This window comes from Priestia sp. YIM B13490, assembly GCF_042787735.1.
GTDB classification, from domain to species: Bacteria; Bacillota; Bacilli; order Bacillales; family Bacillaceae_H; genus Priestia; species Priestia megaterium.
This window is the reverse complement of record NZ_JBHZOT010000006.1, coordinates 339,483-361,941: the sequence shown is the minus strand read 5'-3', so window position 1 is coordinate 361,941 and position 22,459 is coordinate 339,483. Positions and strand designations below refer to the sequence as shown.

The following is a 22,459-nucleotide window of genomic DNA, read 5'->3' as shown; positions in this document are numbered from 1 at the left end:
TTCGTATTTAAGATTCGTGTAATCCGCATTCAACTTTTTGTGTACCTGCCCATCTTCCTGAACGTAAATCGTCTACATTGTAGGCAGGTGCGGTACAGGGCTCACAGCCGATACTTGGGTAGCCTTGATCATGAAGTTTGTTATATGGTAAATCATGCTTATACACATAGCGCCAAACTTCTTTCCAGGACCAATGAATTAACGGGCAGACTTTCACTTTCTTGAATTTCTCATCTTTATTAAAATAATTCGTGTTGGCACGAGATTCAGACTGCTCGCGTCTCAAACCAGAAATCCACGCATCATAAGGAGCAAGAGATTCCCTTAGCGGGATGATTTTTCGAATTTGACAGCATAGGTTAGGCTGACTCTTCCAAAGCTCATCTCCATGTTTCTCAGCTTGTTCTGCAAGCGTTAAATCCGGTTTTTTCATATGAATACGCAAATCAGGAAAGCGTTCTTTAATTGCATCAATTACTTCATATGTTTCTTTAAAATGAACGCCCGTATCTAAAAAGACAATTTCAGCATCTTTTTTCACTTTTGAAATTAAATCAATTAACACGATTCCTTCGATACCAAAGCTTGATGCGTAAATAATTGAATCTCCGTAGGTATCATACGCCCACTGCAATGCTGAAAGGGCTCCTTTTGTTTCATCTTCACTGTCGAACTCTGGAAATGTATCACTCCAGTTTTCGTACGTATATAAGTCTGCCATTTTCTTCACTCCAATTCTTAGTTATCCGCGTTATCCAATAAAAAAAGACGGTTTTACCCACTAGAATTGGATAAAACCGCCTCTAGTGTGTCTAGTCAGCGAAACTATTTAATTCTTACTTTGCTTCGACATGCTCAAAAATTTGTTTTAAGTCGGGGGTTACAGTCATTGGTGTCCCTCCTCAAATTATCGCTTGCGCTATATCAAAATAAAAAGTCTTCCATATTGAAAGACTGGGTAGGCAATAAATTTTCACCTTATCTTTCAAAATGATACACACTTTGCTGGAATTAGCACCTTGCTAAGCAGGTTGCCGGGGTTCAGCGGGCCAGATCCCTCCACCACTCTTGATAAGCATTTTTTAAAAATTTTAGCATATTTAGAATATTTGTCAACATTAAAAATCATATATCCGATAAGAAAACTATACTTTAAATTCACAGAAATATCTATACTTTTATTTAAAACAACATATGTAAATTTAACCCAAATGTGAACATATCAATTTATAAAACGCTTTCTTTTTTCTCCAACTTTTTATATTCTCTTGCTAAATAAAACACAAAACCTCTCTATAAAATTAATAAGGGATTTATAAGCTTTACGGATAATTCACCCACATTAGCACACATTACAGATAACACTGACTGACAGATAGGAGCTATATAAGATGGAGAGACAACCTTTTCAATTAGACGATACAATTAAAAATAATGTGCGAACATATTTACAGCAGATTTCAACTGAAGCCTCTAATTTAATTAAACATTTAGACACGAGTGATCATTGTATCCTATGTGATTTTGAGGAGATGAGAAGGTTATTTCAAGATGTTCAAGCTACGGCTGCCTCTTATTACTTGCGCCATTATTTATCGCCTTATACATTTGAATATGCTGCTCTGTCTTTAGCTATTCATAACCTTTCGGAGAAACGTCACGGCGCTTTAATTGTCATTGAACGGGAACAAAATGTAGACCCTCTTATTCAAAAAGGAATGCCTATTCAAGCTCCTGTCAGCGCTACGCTAGTTGAGACACTGTTCTATCCAGGGACACCCTTACATGACGGAGCCGTCCTAATTAGAAATAATCAGCTTATTTCAGCTGCTAATGTTTTACCTCTTTCGTCTATTATTTTAACGAACAAAAAATTGGGAACACGTCACCGTGCAGCCATTGGAATGTCGGAAAAATCGGATGCATTAATTTTAGTTGTATCTGAAGAAACAGGCAAAATTTCGTTTGCTCTTGATGGAAGCCTCTACCCTATTCACTCCAGCAAAAATATGATTTAAGAGCCCTTTCCTGATAAGCAGCCCTATCTTGACTTCTATATCCTTTCTCTTTAATATATTTCATAGTTTTTACATACTATAGATACGGGTGATGCATATGACAATTTTAAAATTTGAACATGTAGGCGTTCAAGTAAAGGATATAGAAGAATCGATTGAGTTCTATACGCAAAAAGTGGGATTAGAGCTCATCGAAAAACTACCACATACCGATCCGTCTTTGAAGCTAGCTTTTCTAGGTTTAGAAGGCAATGTAATCGTAGAGTTAATTCAAGGGTATAACTCAAGCTTACCTAACGAAGGTAAAGTTCATCATTTTGCGCTGGCAGTAGACGGAATTGAAGAGGAGTTTGAGCGTTTAAAATCAGCAGGCGTTTCATTTGTGGAAGAAAACATTGTAACTTTGCCAAATGGAGCAAGATACTTATTTTTCTACGGTCCAGACAAAGAATGGATTGAATATTACGAAGTAAAAAGATAAAGATATCTTATACCTTCAGTGAAAAATGGTCATACTGTGGCTATGACTAATCACTGGAGGTTTTTTTATGATGGAATGGCTATTATTTCGACTTTTTCGTCGTTCTATTTTAGTGCGGCTTCTTTTTATTATCGGCTGCCTTGTTCTGTTTTTTGGCATGCTTATACATTTCCTAGAGCCGCAAACGTTCGGGAATGTGTTTGAAGGAATTTGGTGGGTTATTATTACAATCTCTACTATAGGGTACGGTGATTTTGCTCCGACCACTACGATTGGAAGGTTAGCTGCAATTATTTTAGTTCTGATCGGAACGGGATTTATTACTACTTATTTTGTCACGCTTTCTAAAATTGCTGTTTCTGCTGAGAGCGCTTATTTGGAAGGGAATTTAAAATTTTATGGAAAAGATCACTTCATCGTTGTTGGGTGGAATGAGCGCGCCAAACTCGTGTTAGAGTATTATCGCGACGCATTTCATAAAGAAGACATTGTGCTTATCGACGACTCTCTGACTAAAAATCCCATGATTTGTGATCGCGTTCATTTTATTAAAGGAAGTCCCTCTCATTATGAAGTATTAGAACTTGCCAACGCTCGGTACGCAAAAAAAGTGCTGATTACTGCCGATCAGCATAAGACAGAAGAATATGCAGACATGAATACTATTGTTACGTTAGTCGCTCTGCAAGGATTGAACCCTTCTATTTACAGCATCGTTGAACTTTTAACAAAAAAGCATATTCAAAATGCACAAAACTTGGGGGTGAATGAAATGATTAAAACAAACGAGTTGATTAGTCAAGTCATGTACGAACATATTTTTGTGAAAAAATTAGAGAGTTTAAAAAAAGAATAGTTCCTTCAATTACTGAAGCAGCGCATTTTCTGCCTCTCTAATTAGCTCTTCTCCTAAGCTGATATACTTTTCTGGAAATGAAGCGTCTGCGTCTTGGGGCTCTGCAAACTGATTAAATGAAGCACTAACATTTCCATTGTGAACATCGTCATCTAGACCAACTTGATATTTATGTGAAAGTAAAAATGGCGTGCCAATCTGTACGGTTGTTCCTTTAGAATCCAGCTCTCCATTCGTAGCTGTAAACGGGATACGTAAAAACTGATAGCCGACTTCATCGTTCATCTTATAGTCAAATGAACCATGGTCGTAATCCCAATTTCCTCCAATGTTATACCCAAGCGGCTTAAGCGTTTTTTCTAATTCGTAAAGCTTGAATAATGTTCCCTCTAATCTTGAAGATAATTCAATCATGTTATCCCTCCTCTGTTTTAACATGTCCTTTTTCCAGCGTTTTATCCTTTATCTCAAAAGCAAAAAAGAGGGTGAGACATAACTAAATGAATCCAACCTAAAGACGAACAAACTGGATAAAGCAGCTCATATAAATCGCTTGCGACACCGCAGTTGATGTCTGTGCGAGGCTTCACTTTCCGCGGGCGGGCGCTGAGCCTCCTCGTCACTTGCGCTCCAATCAACTGTTAGAAGGACCTAAACAGATGAAACTATATTCACCATAACAAAAAAAACGAACCACTAATCAAACATGTTGATCAATGGTTCGTTTTTCACTTGGGCTAAAATACTTTTGTACCGCCCTCTTTTTATTTATTTCAAACGCTTTTCTAATTCTGCTTTTTTCTCTTCAAAACCAGGTTTTCCAAGCAGAGCAAACATATTTACTTTGTATGCTTCTACTCCCGGCTGATCGAATGGGTTTACGCCTAATAAATAGCCGCTGATTGCACATGCTTTTTCGAAGAAATATACAACATATCCGAACGTATACTCATCTAGCGCAGGAATGTTCACAACTAAGTTTGGAACGCCCCCATCTGTGTGAGCAAGCATTGTACCTTGGAAGGCTTTTTTATTTACAAAGTCAACTGTTTCACCAGCTAAGTAATTTAATCCATCTAAGTCCGCTGCATCTTCTTCAATTGTTAGCTCATGACGAGAATCTTGAACTTGTACAATTGTTTCAAAAATATCACGACGACCTTCTTGTACATATTGACCTAAAGAATGAAGATCCGTTGAGAAGTTAGCTGATGAAGGGTAAATACCTTTTTGGTCTTTTCCTTCACTTTCGCCAAATAACTGTTTCCACCACTCAGCAAAGTATTGAAGAGCTGGCTCATAGTTAATCAGCATTTCAATTGTTTTTCCTTTATTATAAAGAACATTACGAGCTACAGCATATTGATAAGCTGGGTTCTCTTCTAGCTCTGATGATGAGAATGCTTCTTGAGCATCAGCTGCCCCTTTCATCATTTGTTCGATATCAAGACCCGCAGCGGCAATTGGCAATAAGCCAACCGCTGTTAATACTGAATAACGGCCGCCTACATCATCTGGAATAACAAATGTTTCATAGCCTTCTTCGTCCGCTAATGTTTTTAATGCGCCACGCGCTTTATCTGTTGTTGCATAAATACGCTTGCGTGCTTCTTCTTTGCCATATTTCTCTTCTAATAATTTACGGAAGATACGGAAAGCAATCGCCGGTTCTGTTGTTGTACCAGATTTTGAAATAACATTAATAGAGAAATCTTTATCTTGTAAAACATCCATTAAGTCTTTCATGTACGTTGAGCTGATGTTGTTACCAGCAAAAATAACTTGCGGAGTTTTACGCTGTTCTTTTGATAATGTGTTATAGAATGAATGCTGAAGCATTTCAATAGCAGCACGAGCACCTAAGTAAGATCCTCCAATACCGATAACAATTAATACATCTGAATCAGATTTAATTTTTTCTGCACTTTTTTGAATGCGTGCAAATTCTTCTTTGTCATACTCTGTAGGAAGGTCGACCCATCCTAAAAAGTCGTTTCCAGCACCTGTTTTCTCATGAATTGAATGGTGAGCTACTTTCACGGCATCACGTAAGTATGTAAGTTCATGTTCACCAAAAAATGATAACGCGTTTGAATAATCAAAACGAACATGTGTCATAGTCTGTTCCTCCATTAAAATATCTTTATTTTTCACTTTATCGAAACTGTTAGCTGAATTCAAGTGAATCCACTTACAATTTGACACAATCATTATAGTTTGTTGAAACTGCAATCATTGTATGTACCTTTTTATTTAACGATAAATTCAGTTGTGAAGTCAACTAATGTTCTTTGATTACAGGACGTAATTCATGCACAATTACGCAAATAATAAGCAAATAAAAAACGACTAAAGATTGGTCTTCAATCGTTTTTTATTTGCTTATCGGATGGTGCAATATAGTTCATTTCACCTATCTTCACATATTGTCTCGGTTTATAAGAGGCTTTTAAAAGGGAAGAGTCTATTGAAATGGAATTTTCAGCTTGGTTTTTAGAAGTGAGGAACATCCTGTTTTCTTCTTTCATTTCCAAGTGATTATTCAGCACAAATCCGCCCATACATAATGCGGTAAAAATGAGAAAACTGATGGCTATTTGTTTCCTATACATTTCCATCACCTCACTCTTAGAGTGACAATTTTGAGTGATTTTTATACGTCCAAAAAAATTTTTTTATGTTTTTTTTATGGATTTTGTGACGAGTTTCTATTTATTTAATAAGGTTTGAAAAATCTGCTGATACTAAGAAATAGCATGGATGCATGCATAATTAAATTATTATATAATCGGTTACAGAATTGAATATCACAAGGAGGTTTGTCTTTTGTCGTGGTTGCACTTGGTGATTTTATCGCCTTTTTTATTAGCCTTTTTTGTCCCCCTTCTGTATAGGAAATTCCAGCGTATTCATACAGGGTGGTTCGTTTTACCTCTTCCACTTGTGTTGTTCATTTATTTCACACAATATATCAGTGGTGTTTCTAAGGGGGGAACATATCTACATTCAATGAAATGGATACCTAGTCTGGGCATTAACTTTGATGCCTATGTGGATGGACTTGGTCTTCTGTTTTCTCTATTAATCACCGGAATTGGGACACTTGTTATTCTTTACTCCATTTATTATCTTTCTAAGACAAAAGAAGCACTGCATTCGTTTTATGTCTATTTGCTTCTTTTTATGGGGTCGATGTTAGGAGTTGTATTATCAGACAACCTAATGAGCCTTTACAGCTTTTGGGAATTAACAAGCCTTTCATCTTTTTTATTGATTGGTTATTGGTACAAACGAGAGAAATCTCAATACGGAGCCTTAAAATCTATGCTCATTACCGTATTCGGAGGACTTTCCCTTTTAGCAGGAATTGTGCTTTTATACGTTATGACAGGTACTTTCAGCATACGCGAAATTATCTCAAACGTAGATGTAGTCACATCAAGTCATCTATTCATTCCAGCTCTAGTCCTCATTTTATTAGGGGCCTTTACAAAATCTGCTCAGTTTCCTTTTCATATTTGGCTGCCAGATGCAATGGAAGCTCCAACCCCAGTGAGTGCATACCTTCATTCAGCCACAATGGTAAAAGCGGGAATTTATCTTTTAGCAAGACTCAGCCCTGTTTTTGCTATAAGCGCCACTTGGTTTTTTGCTATTTCAATCATAGGACTAATTACACTGTTTTGGGGCTCATTTTCAGCAGTAAAGCAACAAGACCTGAAAGGGATTTTAGCTTTTTCAACTATTAGTCAGCTGGGGATGATTATGTCACTTATAGGAGTAGGTAGCGCAGCTATTCACTATGATTTTTTAGACGATAATATCTACTTAGTAGCTCTTACTGCAGCGGTTTTCCATTTGATTAACCACGCTACCTTCAAAGGCAGCTTGTTTATGGTAGTAGGTATTGTCGATCATGAAACAGGCACGCGTGACATTAGAAAGTTAGGCGGGTTAATGAGCGTTATGCCTGTGACATTTACCATTGCTATCATCGGGGGATTTTCAATGGCGGGTCTGCCTCCTTTTAATGGATTCTTAAGTAAAGAGATGTTTTTTACAGGCATGGTAAACGTGACAAAAATGGATATGTATAGCATGCAGACGTGGGGAATTTTGCTGCCTATCATCGCTTGGTTAGGAAGTATCTTCACTTTCATCTATAGTATGATTCTTGTCTTTAAAACCTTTACAGGCAAATACCAGCCCGAAAAGTTAGAGAAGAAACCTCATGAAGCACCCGTAGGCATGCTTATTTCACCTGTTATTTTAGCATCACTGGTTGTTATTTTTGGCTTTGCTCCTAATTTATTAGAATCGACCCTTATTGAGCCAACAATGGCCTCTATCGCACCTAGCCTGCTAGCTGAAGGTAAAGAATATCAAGTGCATATTAAATTTTGGCATGGCTTTACGCCAGAATTATTTATGACGCTAGGGGTCATCATATTTGGTATTTTGTTATTTATGACGGTTCAAAAATGGTCAAAAATTTATACACGATTCCCTTCTTCTTTAACGCTTAATAACGGCTATAATTATGGAATTAAAGGGATAGAAAAAGGGTCAACACGTATCATGAAAACATTAATGACAGGATTTATTAGAGACTATCTTTTAATCATTTTTACTTTCATAGGCATCTTACTTCTCTTGACGCTCTTTTCTCAGAATGCCTTTGCGATTGATTTAAAAGATACTTCTTCTATAGGCGTTTATGAAGCCATATTAGCAGTCGTAATGGTTGCAGCTACTATTACAACTTTATTGGCAAAATCACGCCTCACAGCCATTATTTCGCTCGGAGTTGTCGGGTATACACTCTCTTTATTTTTCGTATTATTCCGAGCTCCTGACTTAGCTTTGACTCAATTAGTGATTGAAACTGTATCGGTATCACTGTTTTTATTATGTTTCTACTACTTGCCGGAGTTTCGGAAGCGAAAAGTAAGGGTGAAGTTTCAGCTGCCAAACTTACTGGTCGCTCTTCTTGTAGGAACGACTGTTACACTGCTTGGCATATCAGCAAACAGTACGAAACTATTTGAATCGATTTCACATTACTTTATTGAAAACAGCTATGAAAAAGCAGGCGGCGAAAACATGGTGAACGTAATCCTTGTGGACTTCCGCGGATTTGATACATTATTTGAAATTACCGTACTTTGTATAGCAGCTCTTGCTATCTATGGCATGATTCGTCTTCGGTTAACAAAGGAGGAAGAAGAGTGAAAAAAAATGATTTGATACTACAAACCACAACGAAAGTAGTCACGTTTATTATTATCATTTTTGCCATTCATCTTTTCTTTGCAGGTCATTATACACCGGGGGGAGGATTTGTTGGGGGACTTACTACCTCAGCAGCTCTTGTATTATTACTGCTGGCTTTCGATATAAAAACCGTATCGAAAGTCATCCCATTTGATTATAAGAAGGTCGCGGCTTCTGGACTGCTGCTAGCTATTTTAACGGGGCTTGGGTCATTTATTTTCAAAGTCCCATTTCTAACTCACACATATAGCTACTTTAACCTTCCCCTTCTCGGGAAAACATCTTTAGCTACCGTTGTACTGTTTGATTTAGGTGTATATCTAGTAGTTGTTGGTGTTACGATGACCATTATTCAAACGATTGGAGAGAGTGAATAGTGGAAATATTAATGTCCATAGTGGCAGGGATTCTATTCACTGCCGCTGTATATCTCATGTTATCCCGCAGTTTACTGCGAATTATTATTGGAACAGGCTTATTAAGCCACGGTGTTCACCTGTTAATTTTAACGATGGGCGGATTAAAAGGGGGGAGTGTTCCCCTTCTGGGAGAAAAGGCTTCTTCTTATACAGATCCTTTACCTCAAGCTCTAATTTTAACTGCCATTGTCATAAGCTTTGGCGTCACTTCTTTTTTCCTTGTACTAGCGTACAGGGCTTATCAGGAACTCGGAACAGACGATATGGACAAGTTAAGGGGAAATGAACATGACGAGTAATTTTGTAATCATCCCACTGCTTATCCCGTTTGTTGTAGGTGTTGTGCTCATTTTTTTCAAAGACAATATTAAACTTCAAAGGATAATCAGTGTTTTATCATTAATCACCACCACTGCTTTTGCTGCCTATTTAGTACAACTGGTTCAATCAAAAGGTGTTTTAACTCACGAGCTTGGGAACTGGAAACCTCCTTTTGGAATTATTCTAGTAGCGGACATGTTCGCGTCCCTTCTCGTACTTACTGCTAGTGTGGTAACACTATGCTGCGTTCTTTTTGCTTTTCATACAATTGGGGAAAAGCGTGAACGCTTTTACTTTTATTCGTTTGTGCAGTTTTTATTAGTAGGCGTATTCGGCGCCTTCTTAACAGGTGATATCTTTAACTTATTTGTCTTTTTTGAAGTCATGCTTATGTCTTCGTACGCTCTTATTGTAATTGGCGGTACAAAAGCACAGCTTCGAGAGTCACTTAAGTATATTTTAGTCAATGTCATTTCATCCGCTTTGTTTGTCATTGCCGTTGCTTATTTATATGCTGTAACAGGAACTCTCAACATGGCGGACCTTTCACAGCGAATTGCTGAGGCGAACCAGCCGGGAATTTTAACAACCATTGGCATGCTTTTATTTATCGTCTTTGCCTTAAAAGCAGCTTTATTTCCAATGTATTTCTGGCTTCCAGGTTCATATAGTGCGCCTCCACCCGTTATTATCGGGTTGTTTGGTGCCTTGCTCACAAAAGTAGGCGTTTATTCGATTTTCAGGACTTTCACTTTACTGTTTTACCATCATCCTGAATTTACTCATCAAATTATCGGCTACGTTGCGCTTTTGACTATCGTTGTTGGTGCAGTAGGCGCCATTGCTTATTCGGATATAAATAAAATCTTAATTTATAACATTATTATTGCTGTCGGAGTCATTGTCTACGGGGTGACCTTGACAACAAACGCAGGTTTTGAAGGAGCTATTTATTATTTAATTCACGACATGATTATTAAAGCAGCTCTATTCCTTCTTGCTGGAAGCATCGTTCGAATAACTGGAACAACAAAATTAAAGAAAATGGGTGGATTAATTAAAGACTATCCGCTGCTTGGCTGGATGTTTTTTATCGCTACTATTTCTTTGGCAGGAATTCCTCCCCTAAGCGGCTTTATTGGAAAATTCCTTTTAGTTCAGGGCGGCTTAGAATCAGAGAGCTACACGTTTGTAGGAGTTTTACTAGTTTCAAGCCTGCTTGTTTTATATTCTGCCATTAAGATTTTCATGAGCTGCTTCTGGGGTGAACCTAAGCTTTCTTCTGAGCATGAAAAAGTATCCCTTAAAGGTATTCTATACCCATCCGCTATCTTACTTGCTGTTTCTGTCTTTTTAGGACTAGGTGCAGAAGCTGTTATCCCTTATGTGTCAACAGCCGCTCAAACGCTTATGGATCCTTCAATTTATATCCAATCAGTGTTAAAGGAGTAGATCTGCATGTCATTTCAACTATTATTAAACGTAATCATTGCATTCACATGGATGTTTTTGAGAGGGATTTGGACACTCCCTTCCTTTATTATAGGTTTTTTCTGGGGAGCGGTACTGCTGTTTGTTTTCCGCCGTTTTTTTCACAGACGTTTTTATTTGCATAAAGTGTATGCGATCATTAAACTGCTGTTTATTTTTATACGAGAATTATTCAAAGCCAATATTGCAGTGACTAAGGACGTATTGCGCCCTAAATTAAATATTCAGCCAGCCATCTTTGCAATGCCAACCCGTCTGGAGAGTGAATGGGAAATTACCATTCTTTCTCTTTTAATTACGCTAACGCCAGGTACACTGGTGATGGATGTGTCAGATGATAATTCTACTATCTATATTCATGCAATCAATACAGACGATATTGATGACATTATTACAGATATTCAGCAAACATTCGAAAAAGCCATTATGGAGGTGAGTCGTTAAATGCTCGATATTTTTTTAAACGTTTCGCTCATTCTCATTTCTGCTTCAACTATTGGGTTTGTTTATCGAGTGGTGAAAGGTCCGTCAACTGCTGATCGAGCAATGGCCCTTGACGCTATTGGAATTAACATCATTGCCATTACGGCCATCATCTCGATTATTTTTCGAACCCAGGCTTTTTTCGAAGTCATTTTACTGCTAGGCATCATAGCCTTTGTAGGTACCGTTGCTTTTTCTAAGTTTTTAGAGAAAGGAGAAGTGATCGAATATGAACGTGATCAGTGAAATCATTGTAGGAGCTTTAGTACTAATAGGGTCTCTTCTGACAGTTGTGACCATGATTGGGCTTATTCGCTTGCCTGATACGTACACAAGAAGTCACGCTGCCTCCAAAAGTGCCACCTTAGGCGTCCTGTTTATATTAGTGGGCTGCTTACTCTACTTTTGGATTGATACCGGCCATATTAGTGCACGGTTAATTTTAGCGATTGTCTTTGTGTTTATCACCTCTCCTATTGCTGGGCATTTACTAGGAAGAGCGGCTTATTACAGCGGAGTTCCTCTTTCTGATAAAACCGTTCGGGATGATTTGAAAACCAAACAGCAGAAAAAACTTACCCATCATGAATAGAAAAAAACGCCGTGCGGTTTGCACGGCGTTTTTTATCGAAAATCTTATAAAGAAGCGCGTAGGATTGCTAGTACATCTTCTTTGTTTAATTTTTTAAATTTGCCAAATTCACCTTTAGCCATTGCACGATCAGCCATAAGATCTAATTTGTCTTCACCAATATCATAATCAGCTAAGCGAGTTGGTGCACCTAGGCTTGACCAGAATTCACGAAGCTTATCAACACCTTCAAGTGCTACTTCTTTATCCGTCTTGCCTTCTGTATCTACGTTAAATACGCGTACAGCTACTTGCTTGAAGCGGTCTACGTTCTCATCCATTACGTGTTTCATCCAGTTCGGGAATAAAATTGCCAATCCACCTGCATGTGGAATGTCATATACAGCTGATACCGCATGCTCAATATTGTGAGTAGCCCAATCGCCTTGGTGTCCCATTTGTAACATACCGTTTAATGCGATTGTCCCATTGTATAAAATCGTTTCACGTAACTCGTAGTTCTCTAGGTCGTTTAATAATTTTGGTCCCGTTTCAATAACCGTTTGCAGTACTCCTTCACACATGCGATCTTGAAGCGGCGTATTTGTTGCAGCATGGAAATATTGTTCAAATACGTGGCTCATCATGTCGACCATGCCATAAACTGTTTGATTTTTTGGTACAGTAAATGTATTAACAGGATCTAAAATAGAGAATTGAGGGAATGTTGCCGGACTGCCCCAGCCGTATTTTTCTTGTGTTTCCCAATTTGTAATAACAGAACCAGCATTCATTTCTGAACCTGTTGCTGCTAATGTCAGCACTGTTCCAAATGGAAGAGCTTCAGCTGCGAATACGTCGCGGTTAATGATGTCCCATACGTCTCCATCATATTTTGCGCCTGCTGCGATTGCTTTTGTACAATCGATTACGCTTCCTCCACCAACTGCAAGTAAAAATTCAATACCGTTTTCTTTACAAATATCGATTCCTTTGCGAACAGTTGTCAGACGAGGATTCGGCTCTACTCCCGCTAACTCATGTACTTCTGCATTCATGTCATTCAGTACATCCATTACTTGATCGTATAAACCGCTGCGTTTTACACTTCCTCCGCCGTATACTAATAATATCTTTTTGCCAAAGCGCCCTGCTTCTGTTTTTAACTGCTCTAATTGACCTTTACCAAAAATTAATTTTGTAGGATTATAAAATGTAAAATTGTTCACTATAAACTCCTCCTTACGAGCTTGATTACATGCATCATTATGAAGAACAACTTTTTGATTGTAAAGAAAATTGACTTCCTAAAGATTATTCCCTGTTGGCTAGATGCTCACCCCATCCAAATGAACGTTTATTTGTCTGTATCTTCCAAAAGCAAATATGCATATTTCCCTCTAAAAAAAGCAGGCTAATAAGTGAACTACAAAACAAGGAGGGTTCATCATGAGTGGTATTCAACGTATTGCGCTCGTATTAACGATTATTGGAGCAATTAACTGGGGACTTATTGGCTTTTTTCAATTTGATTTAGTAGCAGCAATCTTCGGCGGTCAAACATCTGCTTTCTCCCGCATTATCTATGGATTGGTTGGAATCGCAGGACTGATTAACCTAGGTCTATTATTTAAACCTTCTGCTGAAGTAGAGCGTACAGAACCTAGAACGGAACATTAAAAAAAGAAGGATAGCTAAGCTATCCTTCTTTTTTTCTTATTTCTTAATTAGATCTTCGCGGTTTGATTGCTCAATCCACTCTTCTAATTTTTCTTTTAATGTGTTGAATCCTTGAGTAGATTCAGTATGAACTGTTGCTTGACCTTGACGTTTTTTAGCAGGTTTTTTAGGTGCAGAAGCTTCAGTTTTTTCTGGAGCTGGCTCAGTAGCACGAATAGATAAACCAATTTTACCAGTTGACTCATCAACAGATAAAACTTTAACGTTTACTTCGTCTCCTACTGATAAATGTTCGTTAATATCTTTAACGAAGCCATGTTTTACTTCTGAGATATGAACTAATCCTTGAGTTTCTTCATTTAATGCAACGAATGCACCGTATGGTTGAATTCCTGTTACTTTACCTTTTGTAACAGTACCGATTTCAAATTTTGACATATAAACACTCCTAGATACCTTATTATTTTCACCATTATAGCCAATTTAAAATTATAGCACAGTTCATAGATTGAATCAAAAAGTAGTTATACTATATTTATTATTTACCAATTTCGTCACAAATATAAACTAACACTACATTTCATCATAGCAAAAAAGATATTATATCAAACCGTCTATAGGATATGACATAATATCTTATTTTTATTATAACTTATTTTCAACAAAACGGCTAATCCGTTTTATGGATTCTTCTAATGATTCCATTGAAGAGGCGTATGAACAGCGAATATGTCCCTCTCCGCCTTTTCCAAATACATTGCCTGGCACCACGGCTACTCGCTCTTCAAGCAAAAGCTGCTCAGCGAATTCTTCCGATGACAATCCAGTTTTCTCGATAGAAGGGAACACATAAAACGCTCCTCCGGGAGAATGACATTCCAGACCAATTTGATTTAATGACTTCACCATATAGTTCCGTCTTCTGCGATAGCTTTTTCTCATCTCTTCTACGTCATGCTGCCCATTTTGTAGTGCTTCAATTGCTCCATATTGTGCCATGGTAGGCGCACACATCATTGTATACTGATGAATTTTCAGCATTGCTTTAGCAATCTCAGTTGGTGCACATATGTATCCAAGACGCCATCCAGTCATGGCAAACCCTTTAGAAAAGCCAGAAATAATAATAGTGCGTTCTTTCATCCCTTCTAAAGAAGCAATAGATGTAAATTCTTCATCATATGTTAATTCTGCATATATTTCATCCGTGATAACAAGCAAGTCATACTTTATGACAATATCCGCAATAGCCTGCAGCTCTTCTTTAGAGAGTGAGCTTCCTGTTGGATTATTAGGAGAGCATAAAAGAAGAGCTTTTGTGTTGCTTGTAATCACTTCTTCAATCTGCTTAGGCTGCAGCTTAAACTCTGTTTCTGCTGTTGTTTCAATTGCCACAGGAACTCCTCCTGCTAGCGAAATTAACGGGCTGTAGGACACAAAGTTTGGCTCTACGACAATAATCTCATCTTCAGGGTTAATCAAAGCCCTCATTGTAATGTCTAAAGCCTGACTTCCTCCAACGGTCACAATAATATCATCTTTATAATCATACGAGACGTTAAAATTTCTTTTCATATACTTCATAATTTCAAAGCGAAGCTCTAAAAGCCCCGCATTTGCTGTATAAGAGGTATATCCTCTTTCCAACGATAAAATACTCGCTTCTCGAACAGCCCAAGATGTGACAAAATCAGGTTCACCTACTCCAAGAGAGATGACGTTATCCATACTTGCTGCTAAATCAAAAAAGCGGCGAATACCTGAAGGTTTCAGCTGTTGTACAGTTGTTGACAAGCGCTCTTTCATTACGGAGACACCACGATTCTGCGATCTTCATCGCCTTGGTCGTAGATGGTACCATCGTGCTTGTATTTTTTCATAATAAAGTGAGTCGTTGTAGATAAAACAGAGTCTAGCGTAGAAAGCTTTTCAGAAACAAAAAATGCTACTTCAGACATTGATTTTTCTTCAATAATAACAGACAAATCATATGCTCCTGACATTAGGTACACGGATTTCACTTCTTGAAAACGATAGATGCGCTCCGCAATCTCATCAAAGCCTACTCCTCGCTTTGGTGCAACTTTTACATCTATCATAGCTGTGACGCCCTCATGTCCATCTACTCGTCTCCAGTTAATATCAGCTGAATATTGCACAATTACTTTTTCTCTCTCTAGCTTTTTAACAATATTAGAGGTTTCTTCAAACGTTAAATCCACCATTTTTGAAATACTATCTATCGAAATACGGCTATTTTTTTCTAGAATTTCTAAAATTTCTAACTCTTTTTCTTCTAAGAACACCGCGTTCCCCTCCTACAACGATTAAATTTTTTCACTTTTTCCATTATATCAAATTTAAACACATCTTTAATGTGAAATCTATACCGTTAATTGAGTTTCATTTTATAGATTGCTGGAAATTAGGACAGACTAGAAAGAAAAAGATGGAGTGAAACAAATTGACTGAATCTAAAATTACTTGCCACCAGCGTACTTTTAATGGAGTCAATGTTTACTACGAATGCCATAACTATCACCCTGATAAACCCGCCATTGTATTTATTCACGGCTTTTTATCATCGAGTTTTAGCTTTCGACGTTTAATTCCTTTATTTGAAGATACGTTTTCTATCATTACGCTGGACCTTCCGCCATTTGGGCGAAGTGAAAAATCGTTAACCTTTCAATACTCGTATAAAAATTTAGCCAGAATTGTCATCGAGTTGATTGAATATTTAAAGTTGAAAGATGTTGTACTATCGGGACACTCAATGGGAGGACAAGTTTGTTTAAACGTAGCAAAGTTAAAGCCTTCTTGCGTATCAAAACTAGTTCTTCTGTGCAGCTCAGCTTATTTAGGCCCCTCACATTATGGATTGGTTATGTCTTCTTATGTTCCCTTCTTTTATCTGTGGGTAAAAACGTGGCTTTCTCGCAAAGGTGTATTAGGCAACTTGCAAAATGTCGTATTTGATCATAAGTTAATCGACGAAGAAATGATTGATGGCTATACTGAACCATTTTTGGATGACCGTACGTTTATGGCTTTAACAAGAATGATTCGCGATCGAGAAGGAGACCTATCCTCAAAGGATTTGCAGCACATAAAAAAACCAAGTTTACTCATTTGGGGAGAAGAAGACCGGGTTGTTCCTTTGCATCTCGGACGTAAGTTAAAAGATGATTTAACAGACTCTACCTTTATCTCTTTAAAGGAAATTGGGCACCTTTTACCAGAAGAGTGTCCTGACATTGTGCAATCTCATATGGTCGATTTCTTGTACGGTGAAAAAGCCCTGTCTCAATAATGACGGGGCGGGTTCGTATATTGCACACGAGGCGCTAACTTTAATAAAAAATTCATTAGTCGTGCTTTAGCAATTTTTTCACTTTCTTTATTGACTTCACAAGTTAACTTCGTTGACAAACGTATTAAAAATAAGCAAACTATTATATTAAAAAAGGGGGTACTTTTATTGTCTACTTATTCTTTTGATCAATTAATTAACCGTACAGGTACGCAGTCCGTAAAGTGGGACAAAACTGATCTTGTTTTTGGAGCAAAAGATGTTCTGCCTTTTTGGGTAGCTGATATGGATTTCCAAGCGCCGCCTAATGTTCTTCAAACCATTAATGAGCGTGTCAAACACGGTATTTTCGGCTACACTTCCCCTACTGAATCTACGGCAAATGCTTTATCATCTTGGATAGAAAAAAAGCACCAGTGGACCATTGATCATGAATGGATTACATACAGTCCAGGAGTTGTATTTGCCTTAAGTATGGCTATTCAAGCATTTACGGAACCCGGAGATTCAATTTTAATTCAGCCTCCAGTCTATACTCCATTTTTTAACATGATAAAGGTAAATGATCGAGAAGTTGTTGAAAATCCGTTAAAACTTGCAGGCGATAAATACGAAATTGATTTTGCAGATTTAGAGCAAAAATTTGCAGAAGGTGTAAAATTAATGATTCTTTGCAGCCCTCATAATCCAGTAGGACGCGTGTGGACAAAAGAAGAACTGAAGGAGCTTGCCGATCTTTGTGAAAAATACAATGTATTAATTGTTTCAGATGAAATCCATTCTGATCTAATTTACCAGCCTTATAAACACATTCCCATTAGCATGGTGAGTGAAGATGCGGCCAATCGAACCATTACGTGTATGGCCCCTAGCAAAACATTTAATATACCGGGACTTCAGGCTTCAGCTGTTATTATTCCAAATGAGAAACTGCGCACACAGTATGTTCAGCAGCAGCAAAAGCAAGGGTTTTCTAATTTAAACACATTCGGAATAATTGGATTAGAGGCGGCTTACAGTGAAGGTGAAGAATGGCTAGAAGCACTGCTTGTGTATCTGAAGAAAAATGTAGATCTCGTGACGCGTTTTATAAGTGAGAACTTGCCTGAACTGCGAGTGGTTCAGCCTGAAGGAACTTATTTACTATGGATTGACTGCAACAAGCTGCATTTGTCAGAAGAAGAATTACATGAACGCTTATTAAAAAAAGGTAAAATCGCCGTAGAAAAAGGTGAAAAATACAGCTCCACATATGGAAAAGGCTTTATCCGCTTGAACATTGGCTGTTCACATGAACAACTTCAAGAAGGATTGAATCGCTTAAAAGTAGCTTTAACGTAAAAAACAGCGTTCTTTCTCACGAAAGAACGCTGTTTTTAATGTTTTTTTGAAATAACCCCGCAGGCGATTCTCTTTCCAGAATTACCTGATGGCTCTGTCATTCCGTCATCCCCTTGTTCGGTAATAACAAGGGATGAACCATCCATACGCTTAACGAGCGATGTCTTTCCTTCTTTTAACGTGACTTGAGGAACCATATCTGTTCCTGTATACGTCTGATCGTCTTCTACCACAATATTTTTCATATCGCCTAAATGCGGTCCTTTTGGATTTAACAGTCCGTGTTTCTTTTTATCAGGATCAAGGTGATTGCCCGCACTTTTAAAGTTAGGAGCTTTGCAAATTCCCATTTCATGAATATGTACGCCGTGTTCGCCAGGTGGAAGTCCACTTAAATTGTACGTAAACTCAATTCCATCGGCCTGTTCTTTCAACTTGACTGTACCGATGCTATCTCCATCTGCGTTATAGACTTTGACTTCTTTATTGGATATTTCTTTTTCCATACACCCCGTTAACAAGAAAAAAGGCACGGTTCCAATGAGTAGTAGTTTTTTCATGTTGCCCTCCAATCGCATATGCACTAGCGAAAGTTTTAGATGTCTTTCCATAGATTGTCCAGCAACATAATATTTTAAACGCTTACATTTTATTTGCATTTCATTACAGTGATTTCTTATTATCCTGTTCTTTTAGCTTTGCTTCTAACTCCTTCGTTTTTTCTTCTTCTTTTTTCGAAATCTTAATGATTAAACGCCATACTGCAACTGCTGCTAGTACAAAAATCGCCATAGTAGCAAAAGCAGGAATATATTCTCTTTTATCTTCCGGAAAATAAAGCAAAAACATTAAATACATCATGTACAACATCCTTTCATAGAAACGGTAGAGGGTTTTGATTTATACTGGTGATAACAAACAATTTACTTAAAGGAGATCTGGCAATATGACATTTACAATTGGTCAAACCGTTACGGCACTTTATAAAACTGGGAAATACATCGGTGAAATTACACAAGTTCGAGACCTGCATTATGTTGTGCGGATTCAAGCTGTGTTAAAGCATCCAGAACAAGGTGACTTACATAACCCTGGACAAGTGGACGTACCTTTTTTTCATGAGCGAAAAGCACTTGCATTTCGAGAGCAGGCCAATATTCCTCAAAAAATGGTTCATCTCTATGAAGACAGCGTTCCCGATTATAAAAATTCACTAAAAAAAGCGCTTGAATTAAAGATAGCTGAGCAACAAGCCAAAGATAGCCCTTTTGCTCAAGCAAGTATTGCCTGTTTAGAAGAGTTAAAAAAAGAGTACGGTATTCATTAAGTAAAAAGCCAAATTCACGTAGAAGTGATTTGGCTTTTATAATGCAAATTTATTTAATACTTTTGAAAAATCGATTCGATCTCCTATGGTCGTTGGCTCTGGTTTTTGAAGGTACCGCTTATCTTTTTCTACAAGCTTAAAGATGTTGAGTGTCGTCATCGCATCATCAAGCGCGCAGTGGTGCTTTCCAGTTCCTTCTTTACCGTACTCTTGCACAGCTTTCCAAAGGCCAGTTTGATTTTGATCTCCAAAAAAGCGCTTATACTCCATTGAAAGATCAATTTCTTTACCTGCAAAAGGAAATGGCACCTTATTTTTTTGACAGCACTGCCTTAATACTTTCATATCCATGTTCCCCCATGTAATGATCGTGCTGTGTTTATACATGCCCAGTCGCTGTACAAGCTGCTCTAGCGTAATGCCTTCATTTACTTGATTTTGTTCGATATGGAGAAATGATTTACAGCGCTCAGTTAATTTTGTAAAGTGTGTAGGCTGTACGTAAGAGGAGAAACGATCAATGATTTCTTGATTTTTAACAAACACCAAACCAACTTCAATGATTTCCGGAAAAAAGCCTTTTGGAAAACCCTTATACTCTGGCATTGTAAATTCAAAATCAATGAATAAATACTGAGAGTTCTTATCCAATATTATCACCCCTTTGTAAAATAAACCGCCCTACTATATTAATGCTATTATAGCACGATTGAACAATCGGAAGGTCTATTTTCTGTTCTTATTTTTAATATTATGAATATTCTAGTTGCTGAATAAAAAGAATACTTTACTACTACTATATTCTAGAGCATGTCTCTATGCGCAGGGTAACTGTCACGAATAGACATAATTTCGCTTATTTTTTTACCTATTTTTTCACTTTTTTACGTATCCGCTCTTCCAAATTCTCTTTAAACTCTAACTCAAGTGTGTGAGGTGGCTCCTCCTGGCTCTAAAAGCATACCTCACACCTTCTAGACTAAGTAAGCATTCTTATGTTTAAGCTTTAGGCAGAATAGCAAGCGTACATCTGGATATACAGATTAAATTCTCTTCTTCATCTTGAATTTTCACTTCCCAAACCGCTGTTTTTTTTCCTTTATGTAAAGGAACGCCTATAGCTGTAACGATTCCGTCTTTTTTCCCTTTGATATGATTGGCATTAATTTCTAAACCTACGCAGATTTCTTTTTCGAGATCTACACTTTTAATGGCACCTAGACTAGCCACAGTTTCAGCTAACGCCACCGATGCTCCTCCGTGTAAAAGCCCGAATGGCTGACGCGTTCGTTCATCAACAGGCATCGTCGCCTCCACTCTTTGTTCACTCGCACTAATAATCTCAATTCCTAATGCTTCTAACAGCGTATCTTTTGTTTTCATATCCATACCTCCCTTTGTATCTAGTATACAATAACGGTTTTGCTACAACATATACGAACCCTCTACATATACATAATAAAAATCCGTTTTCTAGGAGGGTTCTTATATGAAATCATTTGCTCCCTTGTCTTACTATTGGCTACCGTACTACATGCCTCACCCTTATACATACAGGGTACCTAACTTACCTGAGGCGGACATCGCGACATTTCAGCAATCTCTTAAAGTTATTCCCTCTACGATGCAAAGCGCTACTATATTTATTCAAAGAGCTAATACTTCGCCAAATTTAATAAAAAAAATAAAAGCCGCTGCTCAAGAATCCAAAATGAGTGAAGTAAAAAGACTCATTCTTTCCACTGGTGTTAAGACAAAAATCGATGTTTTTTATACTCCAGACTATATTAAAATTACGTTTATTCATCCCGATAACCAATTTGACTGCTGTCACGTATCGTTAAATATTAGATGGTAAAATACAAGGAAAAAAGTCTTATTTTCTTCAAAAAAAGATGTACATGTTGTTTCGTTTCGAATATTATAATATATGCCATTTTTGTATGTAAAAACAAATTACACGATAATTGTATTTAGGATACAAATATGATATTGTATTTGGAAATATATTTTTTCTTTAGGAGGGATGACATGATGAGACATGTTACGCTAGTAGAAATTTTCACGCATCCTATCGCTCAAAAATATTTAACTCGATCTGGCGTTGCGCATGCTGTATCCGTCGCCTATCATGCGTTTCGTCTATCCGTACAGCATAATGTAAACCCGGATTTAGCTACAAAAGCAGCGCTACTTCATGATATTGGCCACTACGAGTGGTACACAAATGGTCAGTGGGATTATGAGAAGTATCGTCAAAATGATATTCACGCTATTAAAGGGGCTGAACGTGCACATAAATTACTCATTCGTTTGGGTGAGGAACCTCAGGCGGCAAAAGAAATTGCTTTAGCTATTTTACTACACACAGACTCATATTTGCCTGAAGGAACAATTCAACAACGCCCTCTTCAAAAAGTAGTCAAACTAGCTGACGAAGCTGATGAAGAGCCAGGCGGCAAACACCATTACCGTGAATTGGAATATAATCTGGCTGTAAAGAAAATTAAGGAGCTTGATAAGAAAGTGCTTGAACTTCTACATTCCAACCAATTTAAACAGTTAGGCTGACAGGGTTAACTCCTTTCATAAGAGTTAACCCTTTTTATTATTTCTCCTCATAATTCCCTGCAAATTACTCATACTACTTATTGATTCTCATTTTTGGTTAGTTAGGAGGAAGAAGAATGTCTAAAAACGCTAGAGGTTACGTGCAAGATTCTTGCACATCATTAAATCAGGCAAAAGCAAGCCTTGAACAAGCTCTTCAAACAGTAGAGAAAGATTCAAATCGTGAACGTATTGAACAATCTCTTCAGGCTGTAGAGCAAGCATTAGGAGCTTGTGACAGTACTGCTTCTACTCTTTCTCAAGCATGAAAAAA

At 37.6% G+C, this 22,459-nt stretch carries 29 protein-coding genes and 1 riboswitch; of the genes, 17 read left to right on the top strand and 12 right to left on the bottom strand.

The window, feature by feature from the left end; all coding sequences use genetic code 11:
* Positions 1 to 7: 7 nt before the first annotated feature.
* On the bottom strand, positions 8 to 721 hold the full coding sequence (locus tag ACFX4R_RS19985; RefSeq protein WP_025752724.1) for a phosphoadenylyl-sulfate reductase: 714 nt from the start codon (positions 719 to 721) through the stop codon (positions 8 to 10).
* A gap of 254 nt (positions 722 to 975) precedes the next feature.
* A riboswitch (SAM riboswitch) is annotated at positions 976 to 1,078 on the bottom strand.
* 313 nt (positions 1,079 to 1,391) lie between these two features.
* On the opposite strand from ACFX4R_RS19985, the gene cdaS reads away from it, so the two are divergent.
* The 3 genes from cdaS to ACFX4R_RS19970 all read left to right on the top strand — a co-directional run bounded on the left by cdaS (position 1,392) and on the right by ACFX4R_RS19970 (position 3,355).
* The gene (cdaS, locus tag ACFX4R_RS19980) at positions 1,392 to 2,018 is read left to right on the top strand and encodes a sporulation-specific diadenylate cyclase CdaS (RefSeq protein WP_043977196.1); all 627 of its coding nucleotides are present in this window, start codon (positions 1,392 to 1,394) and stop codon (positions 2,016 to 2,018) included.
* A 97-nt stretch (positions 2,019 to 2,115) separates the two neighbouring features.
* Positions 2,116 to 2,499 carry a VOC family protein gene (locus ACFX4R_RS19975; protein ID WP_013059586.1) on the top strand — a complete coding sequence of 128 codons (384 nt, stop codon included), beginning with the start codon at positions 2,116 to 2,118 and terminating at the stop codon, positions 2,497 to 2,499.
* A 67-nt stretch (positions 2,500 to 2,566) separates the two neighbouring features.
* Positions 2,567 to 3,355 (top strand): potassium channel family protein, encoded by a 789-nt coding sequence (locus ACFX4R_RS19970; protein ID WP_043977198.1) that lies wholly within the window; start codon positions 2,567 to 2,569, stop codon positions 3,353 to 3,355.
* Positions 3,356 to 3,364: 9 nt separating this feature from the next.
* Here the strand turns inward: ACFX4R_RS19970 and ACFX4R_RS19965 are convergent, their stop codons facing one another.
* The 3 genes from ACFX4R_RS19965 to ACFX4R_RS19955 all read right to left on the bottom strand — a co-directional run bounded on the left by ACFX4R_RS19965 (position 3,365) and on the right by ACFX4R_RS19955 (position 5,967).
* Positions 3,365 to 3,769, bottom strand: coding sequence for a YugN-like family protein (locus tag ACFX4R_RS19965; RefSeq protein ID WP_377570119.1), 405 nt, complete (start codon positions 3,767 to 3,769; stop codon positions 3,365 to 3,367).
* Positions 3,770 to 4,123: 354 nt separating this feature from the next.
* The gene (locus ACFX4R_RS19960; protein ID WP_013059589.1) at positions 4,124 to 5,473 is read right to left on the bottom strand and encodes a glucose-6-phosphate isomerase; all 1,350 of its coding nucleotides are present in this window, start codon (positions 5,471 to 5,473) and stop codon (positions 4,124 to 4,126) included.
* 245 nt (positions 5,474 to 5,718) lie between these two features.
* Positions 5,719 to 5,967, bottom strand: coding sequence for a hypothetical protein (locus ACFX4R_RS19955; protein ID WP_230183979.1), 249 nt, complete (start codon positions 5,965 to 5,967; stop codon positions 5,719 to 5,721).
* Between the two features lie 214 nt (positions 5,968 to 6,181).
* Here ACFX4R_RS19955 and ACFX4R_RS19950 point away from each other — a divergent pair, with 214 nt between their 5' ends.
* From ACFX4R_RS19950 to mnhG, 7 genes are read left to right on the top strand one after another with little or no spacing between them, the layout of a single operon-like run.
* The gene (locus ACFX4R_RS19950; protein WP_043977202.1) at positions 6,182 to 8,587 is read left to right on the top strand and encodes a Na+/H+ antiporter subunit A; all 2,406 of its coding nucleotides are present in this window, start codon (positions 6,182 to 6,184) and stop codon (positions 8,585 to 8,587) included.
* On the top strand, positions 8,584 to 9,006 hold the full coding sequence (locus ACFX4R_RS19945) for a Na(+)/H(+) antiporter subunit B (protein WP_013085301.1): 423 nt from the start codon (positions 8,584 to 8,586) through the stop codon (positions 9,004 to 9,006). The genes ACFX4R_RS19950 and ACFX4R_RS19945 overlap by 4 nt, the downstream gene beginning before the upstream one ends.
* Complete coding sequence (locus tag ACFX4R_RS19940; protein WP_013059592.1) at positions 9,006 to 9,347, top strand: Na(+)/H(+) antiporter subunit C; 342 nt, start codon at positions 9,006 to 9,008, stop codon at positions 9,345 to 9,347. Before ACFX4R_RS19945 ends, ACFX4R_RS19940 begins: the two co-directional genes overlap by 1 nt.
* A complete protein-coding gene (locus ACFX4R_RS19935; protein ID WP_340448326.1) occupies positions 9,337 to 10,821 on the top strand; it encodes a Na+/H+ antiporter subunit D in 1,485 nt (494 codons plus the stop codon). The genes ACFX4R_RS19940 and ACFX4R_RS19935 overlap by 11 nt, the downstream gene beginning before the upstream one ends.
* A gap of 6 nt (positions 10,822 to 10,827) precedes the next feature.
* On the top strand, positions 10,828 to 11,304 hold the full coding sequence (locus ACFX4R_RS19930) for a Na+/H+ antiporter subunit E (RefSeq protein WP_013059594.1): 477 nt from the start codon (positions 10,828 to 10,830) through the stop codon (positions 11,302 to 11,304).
* Complete coding sequence (locus ACFX4R_RS19925; RefSeq protein WP_013059595.1) at positions 11,305 to 11,589, top strand: Na(+)/H(+) antiporter subunit F1; 285 nt, start codon at positions 11,305 to 11,307, stop codon at positions 11,587 to 11,589.
* Complete coding sequence (gene mnhG / locus ACFX4R_RS19920) at positions 11,573 to 11,935, top strand: monovalent cation/H(+) antiporter subunit G (RefSeq protein ID WP_013085304.1); 363 nt, start codon at positions 11,573 to 11,575, stop codon at positions 11,933 to 11,935. The genes ACFX4R_RS19925 and mnhG overlap by 17 nt, the downstream gene beginning before the upstream one ends.
* Positions 11,936 to 11,979: 44 nt before the next feature.
* Here mnhG and ACFX4R_RS19915 read toward each other — a convergent pair whose 3' ends face one another.
* A complete protein-coding gene (locus ACFX4R_RS19915) occupies positions 11,980 to 13,143 on the bottom strand; it encodes an iron-containing alcohol dehydrogenase (RefSeq protein ID WP_043977206.1) in 1,164 nt (387 codons plus the stop codon).
* Between the two features lie 220 nt (positions 13,144 to 13,363).
* On the opposite strand from ACFX4R_RS19915, the gene ACFX4R_RS19910 reads away from it, so the two are divergent.
* Complete coding sequence (locus tag ACFX4R_RS19910; protein WP_013059598.1) at positions 13,364 to 13,594, top strand: DUF378 domain-containing protein; 231 nt, start codon at positions 13,364 to 13,366, stop codon at positions 13,592 to 13,594.
* A gap of 36 nt (positions 13,595 to 13,630) precedes the next feature.
* Here the strand turns inward: ACFX4R_RS19910 and yugI are convergent, their stop codons facing one another.
* From yugI to ACFX4R_RS19895, 3 genes are all read right to left on the bottom strand, one after another.
* The gene (yugI, locus tag ACFX4R_RS19905; protein WP_013059599.1) at positions 13,631 to 14,032 is read right to left on the bottom strand and encodes a S1 domain-containing post-transcriptional regulator GSP13; all 402 of its coding nucleotides are present in this window, start codon (positions 14,030 to 14,032) and stop codon (positions 13,631 to 13,633) included.
* Between the two features lie 207 nt (positions 14,033 to 14,239).
* On the bottom strand, positions 14,240 to 15,400 hold the full coding sequence (locus ACFX4R_RS19900) for an aminotransferase (protein ID WP_043977208.1): 1,161 nt from the start codon (positions 15,398 to 15,400) through the stop codon (positions 14,240 to 14,242).
* The gene (locus ACFX4R_RS19895; RefSeq protein ID WP_013059601.1) at positions 15,400 to 15,900 is read right to left on the bottom strand and encodes an Lrp/AsnC family transcriptional regulator; all 501 of its coding nucleotides are present in this window, start codon (positions 15,898 to 15,900) and stop codon (positions 15,400 to 15,402) included. The genes ACFX4R_RS19900 and ACFX4R_RS19895 overlap by 1 nt, the downstream gene beginning before the upstream one ends.
* Positions 15,901 to 16,058: 158 nt before the next feature.
* Between ACFX4R_RS19895 and ACFX4R_RS19890 the strand changes: the two genes are divergently transcribed.
* On the top strand, positions 16,059 to 16,907 hold the full coding sequence (locus ACFX4R_RS19890) for an alpha/beta fold hydrolase (protein WP_013059602.1): 849 nt from the start codon (positions 16,059 to 16,061) through the stop codon (positions 16,905 to 16,907).
* Positions 16,908 to 17,075: 168 nt separating this feature from the next.
* The gene (locus ACFX4R_RS19885) at positions 17,076 to 18,248 is read left to right on the top strand and encodes a PatB family C-S lyase (RefSeq protein WP_165575738.1); all 1,173 of its coding nucleotides are present in this window, start codon (positions 17,076 to 17,078) and stop codon (positions 18,246 to 18,248) included.
* Positions 18,249 to 18,283: 35 nt separating this feature from the next.
* Here ACFX4R_RS19885 and ACFX4R_RS19880 read toward each other — a convergent pair whose 3' ends face one another.
* Positions 18,284 to 18,808 carry a superoxide dismutase family protein gene (locus ACFX4R_RS19880; protein WP_013059604.1) on the bottom strand — a complete coding sequence of 175 codons (525 nt, stop codon included), beginning with the start codon at positions 18,806 to 18,808 and terminating at the stop codon, positions 18,284 to 18,286.
* Positions 18,809 to 18,911: 103 nt separating this feature from the next.
* Positions 18,912 to 19,109: a hypothetical protein gene (locus ACFX4R_RS19875; protein ID WP_078082210.1), complete on the bottom strand. Its 198-nt coding sequence runs from the start codon at positions 19,107 to 19,109 to the stop codon at positions 18,912 to 18,914.
* An 85-nt stretch (positions 19,110 to 19,194) separates the two neighbouring features.
* Here ACFX4R_RS19875 and kapB point away from each other — a divergent pair, with 85 nt between their 5' ends.
* Entirely contained in the window at positions 19,195 to 19,575 is a 381-nt protein-coding gene (gene kapB, locus ACFX4R_RS19870) for a kinase-associated lipoprotein KapB (RefSeq protein ID WP_013059606.1), read from the top strand.
* Between the two features lie 36 nt (positions 19,576 to 19,611).
* Here the strand turns inward: kapB and kapD are convergent, their stop codons facing one another.
* Together kapD and ACFX4R_RS19860 are read right to left on the bottom strand one after the other, a co-directional pair.
* Positions 19,612 to 20,226, bottom strand: a complete 615-nt coding sequence (gene kapD, locus ACFX4R_RS19865; RefSeq protein WP_013059607.1) for a 3'-5' exonuclease KapD — start codon at positions 20,224 to 20,226, stop codon at positions 19,612 to 19,614.
* A 348-nt stretch (positions 20,227 to 20,574) separates the two neighbouring features.
* Positions 20,575 to 20,958, bottom strand: a complete 384-nt coding sequence (locus ACFX4R_RS19860; RefSeq protein ID WP_013059608.1) for a hotdog fold thioesterase — start codon at positions 20,956 to 20,958, stop codon at positions 20,575 to 20,577.
* 106 nt (positions 20,959 to 21,064) lie between these two features.
* Between ACFX4R_RS19860 and ACFX4R_RS19855 the strand changes: the two genes are divergently transcribed.
* The 3 genes from ACFX4R_RS19855 to ACFX4R_RS19845 all read left to right on the top strand — a co-directional run bounded on the left by ACFX4R_RS19855 (position 21,065) and on the right by ACFX4R_RS19845 (position 22,454).
* Entirely contained in the window at positions 21,065 to 21,433 is a 369-nt protein-coding gene (locus tag ACFX4R_RS19855; RefSeq protein WP_162215059.1) for a YuzC family spore coat inner layer protein, read from the top strand.
* A gap of 176 nt (positions 21,434 to 21,609) precedes the next feature.
* A complete protein-coding gene (locus ACFX4R_RS19850) occupies positions 21,610 to 22,146 on the top strand; it encodes an HD domain-containing protein (protein WP_028409590.1) in 537 nt (178 codons plus the stop codon).
* A 116-nt stretch (positions 22,147 to 22,262) separates the two neighbouring features.
* Positions 22,263 to 22,454, top strand: a complete 192-nt coding sequence (locus ACFX4R_RS19845) for a hypothetical protein (protein WP_013059611.1) — start codon at positions 22,263 to 22,265, stop codon at positions 22,452 to 22,454.
* Positions 22,455 to 22,459: the final 5 nt, after the last annotated feature.

Excerpts from the sequence above, each read along its gene's own strand:
- ACFX4R_RS19935 (WP_340448326.1), top strand. The coding sequence starts at position 9,337 with ATGACGAGTAATTTTGTAATCATCCCACTGCTTATCCCGTTTGTTGTA.
- ACFX4R_RS19975 (WP_013059586.1), top strand. The coding sequence starts at position 2,116 with ATGACAATTTTAAAATTTGAACATGTAGGCGTTCAAGTAAAGGATATA.
- ACFX4R_RS19965 (WP_377570119.1), bottom strand. The coding sequence starts at position 3,769 with ATGATTGAATTATCTTCAAGATTAGAGGGAACATTATTCAAGCTTTAC.
- mnhG (WP_013085304.1), top strand. The coding sequence starts at position 11,573 with ATGAACGTGATCAGTGAAATCATTGTAGGAGCTTTAGTACTAATAGGG.
- yugI (WP_013059599.1), bottom strand. The coding sequence starts at position 14,032 with ATGTCAAAATTTGAAATCGGTACTGTTACAAAAGGTAAAGTAACAGGA.
- ACFX4R_RS19970 (WP_043977198.1), top strand. The coding sequence starts at position 2,567 with ATGATGGAATGGCTATTATTTCGACTTTTTCGTCGTTCTATTTTAGTG.
- kapB (WP_013059606.1), top strand. The coding sequence starts at position 19,195 with ATGACATTTACAATTGGTCAAACCGTTACGGCACTTTATAAAACTGGG.
- ACFX4R_RS19925 (WP_013059595.1), top strand. The coding sequence starts at position 11,305 with ATGCTCGATATTTTTTTAAACGTTTCGCTCATTCTCATTTCTGCTTCA.
- ACFX4R_RS19900 (WP_043977208.1), bottom strand. The coding sequence starts at position 15,400 with ATGAAAGAGCGCTTGTCAACAACTGTACAACAGCTGAAACCTTCAGGT.
- ACFX4R_RS19955 (WP_230183979.1), bottom strand. The coding sequence starts at position 5,967 with ATGTATAGGAAACAAATAGCCATCAGTTTTCTCATTTTTACCGCATTA.
- ACFX4R_RS19845 (WP_013059611.1), top strand. The coding sequence starts at position 22,263 with ATGTCTAAAAACGCTAGAGGTTACGTGCAAGATTCTTGCACATCATTA.
- ACFX4R_RS19855 (WP_162215059.1), top strand. The coding sequence starts at position 21,065 with ATGAAATCATTTGCTCCCTTGTCTTACTATTGGCTACCGTACTACATG.
- ACFX4R_RS19930 (WP_013059594.1), top strand. The coding sequence starts at position 10,828 with ATGTCATTTCAACTATTATTAAACGTAATCATTGCATTCACATGGATG.
- cdaS (WP_043977196.1), top strand. The coding sequence starts at position 1,392 with ATGGAGAGACAACCTTTTCAATTAGACGATACAATTAAAAATAATGTG.
- ACFX4R_RS19875 (WP_078082210.1), bottom strand. The coding sequence starts at position 19,109 with ATGATGTATTTAATGTTTTTGCTTTATTTTCCGGAAGATAAAAGAGAA.
- ACFX4R_RS19880 (WP_013059604.1), bottom strand. The coding sequence starts at position 18,808 with ATGAAAAAACTACTACTCATTGGAACCGTGCCTTTTTTCTTGTTAACG.
- ACFX4R_RS19850 (WP_028409590.1), top strand. The coding sequence starts at position 21,610 with ATGAGACATGTTACGCTAGTAGAAATTTTCACGCATCCTATCGCTCAA.
- ACFX4R_RS19860 (WP_013059608.1), bottom strand. The coding sequence starts at position 20,958 with ATGAAAACAAAAGATACGCTGTTAGAAGCATTAGGAATTGAGATTATT.
- ACFX4R_RS19985 (WP_025752724.1), bottom strand. The coding sequence starts at position 721 with ATGGCAGACTTATATACGTACGAAAACTGGAGTGATACATTTCCAGAG.
- ACFX4R_RS19910 (WP_013059598.1), top strand. The coding sequence starts at position 13,364 with ATGAGTGGTATTCAACGTATTGCGCTCGTATTAACGATTATTGGAGCA.
- ACFX4R_RS19960 (WP_013059589.1), bottom strand. The coding sequence starts at position 5,473 with ATGACACATGTTCGTTTTGATTATTCAAACGCGTTATCATTTTTTGGT.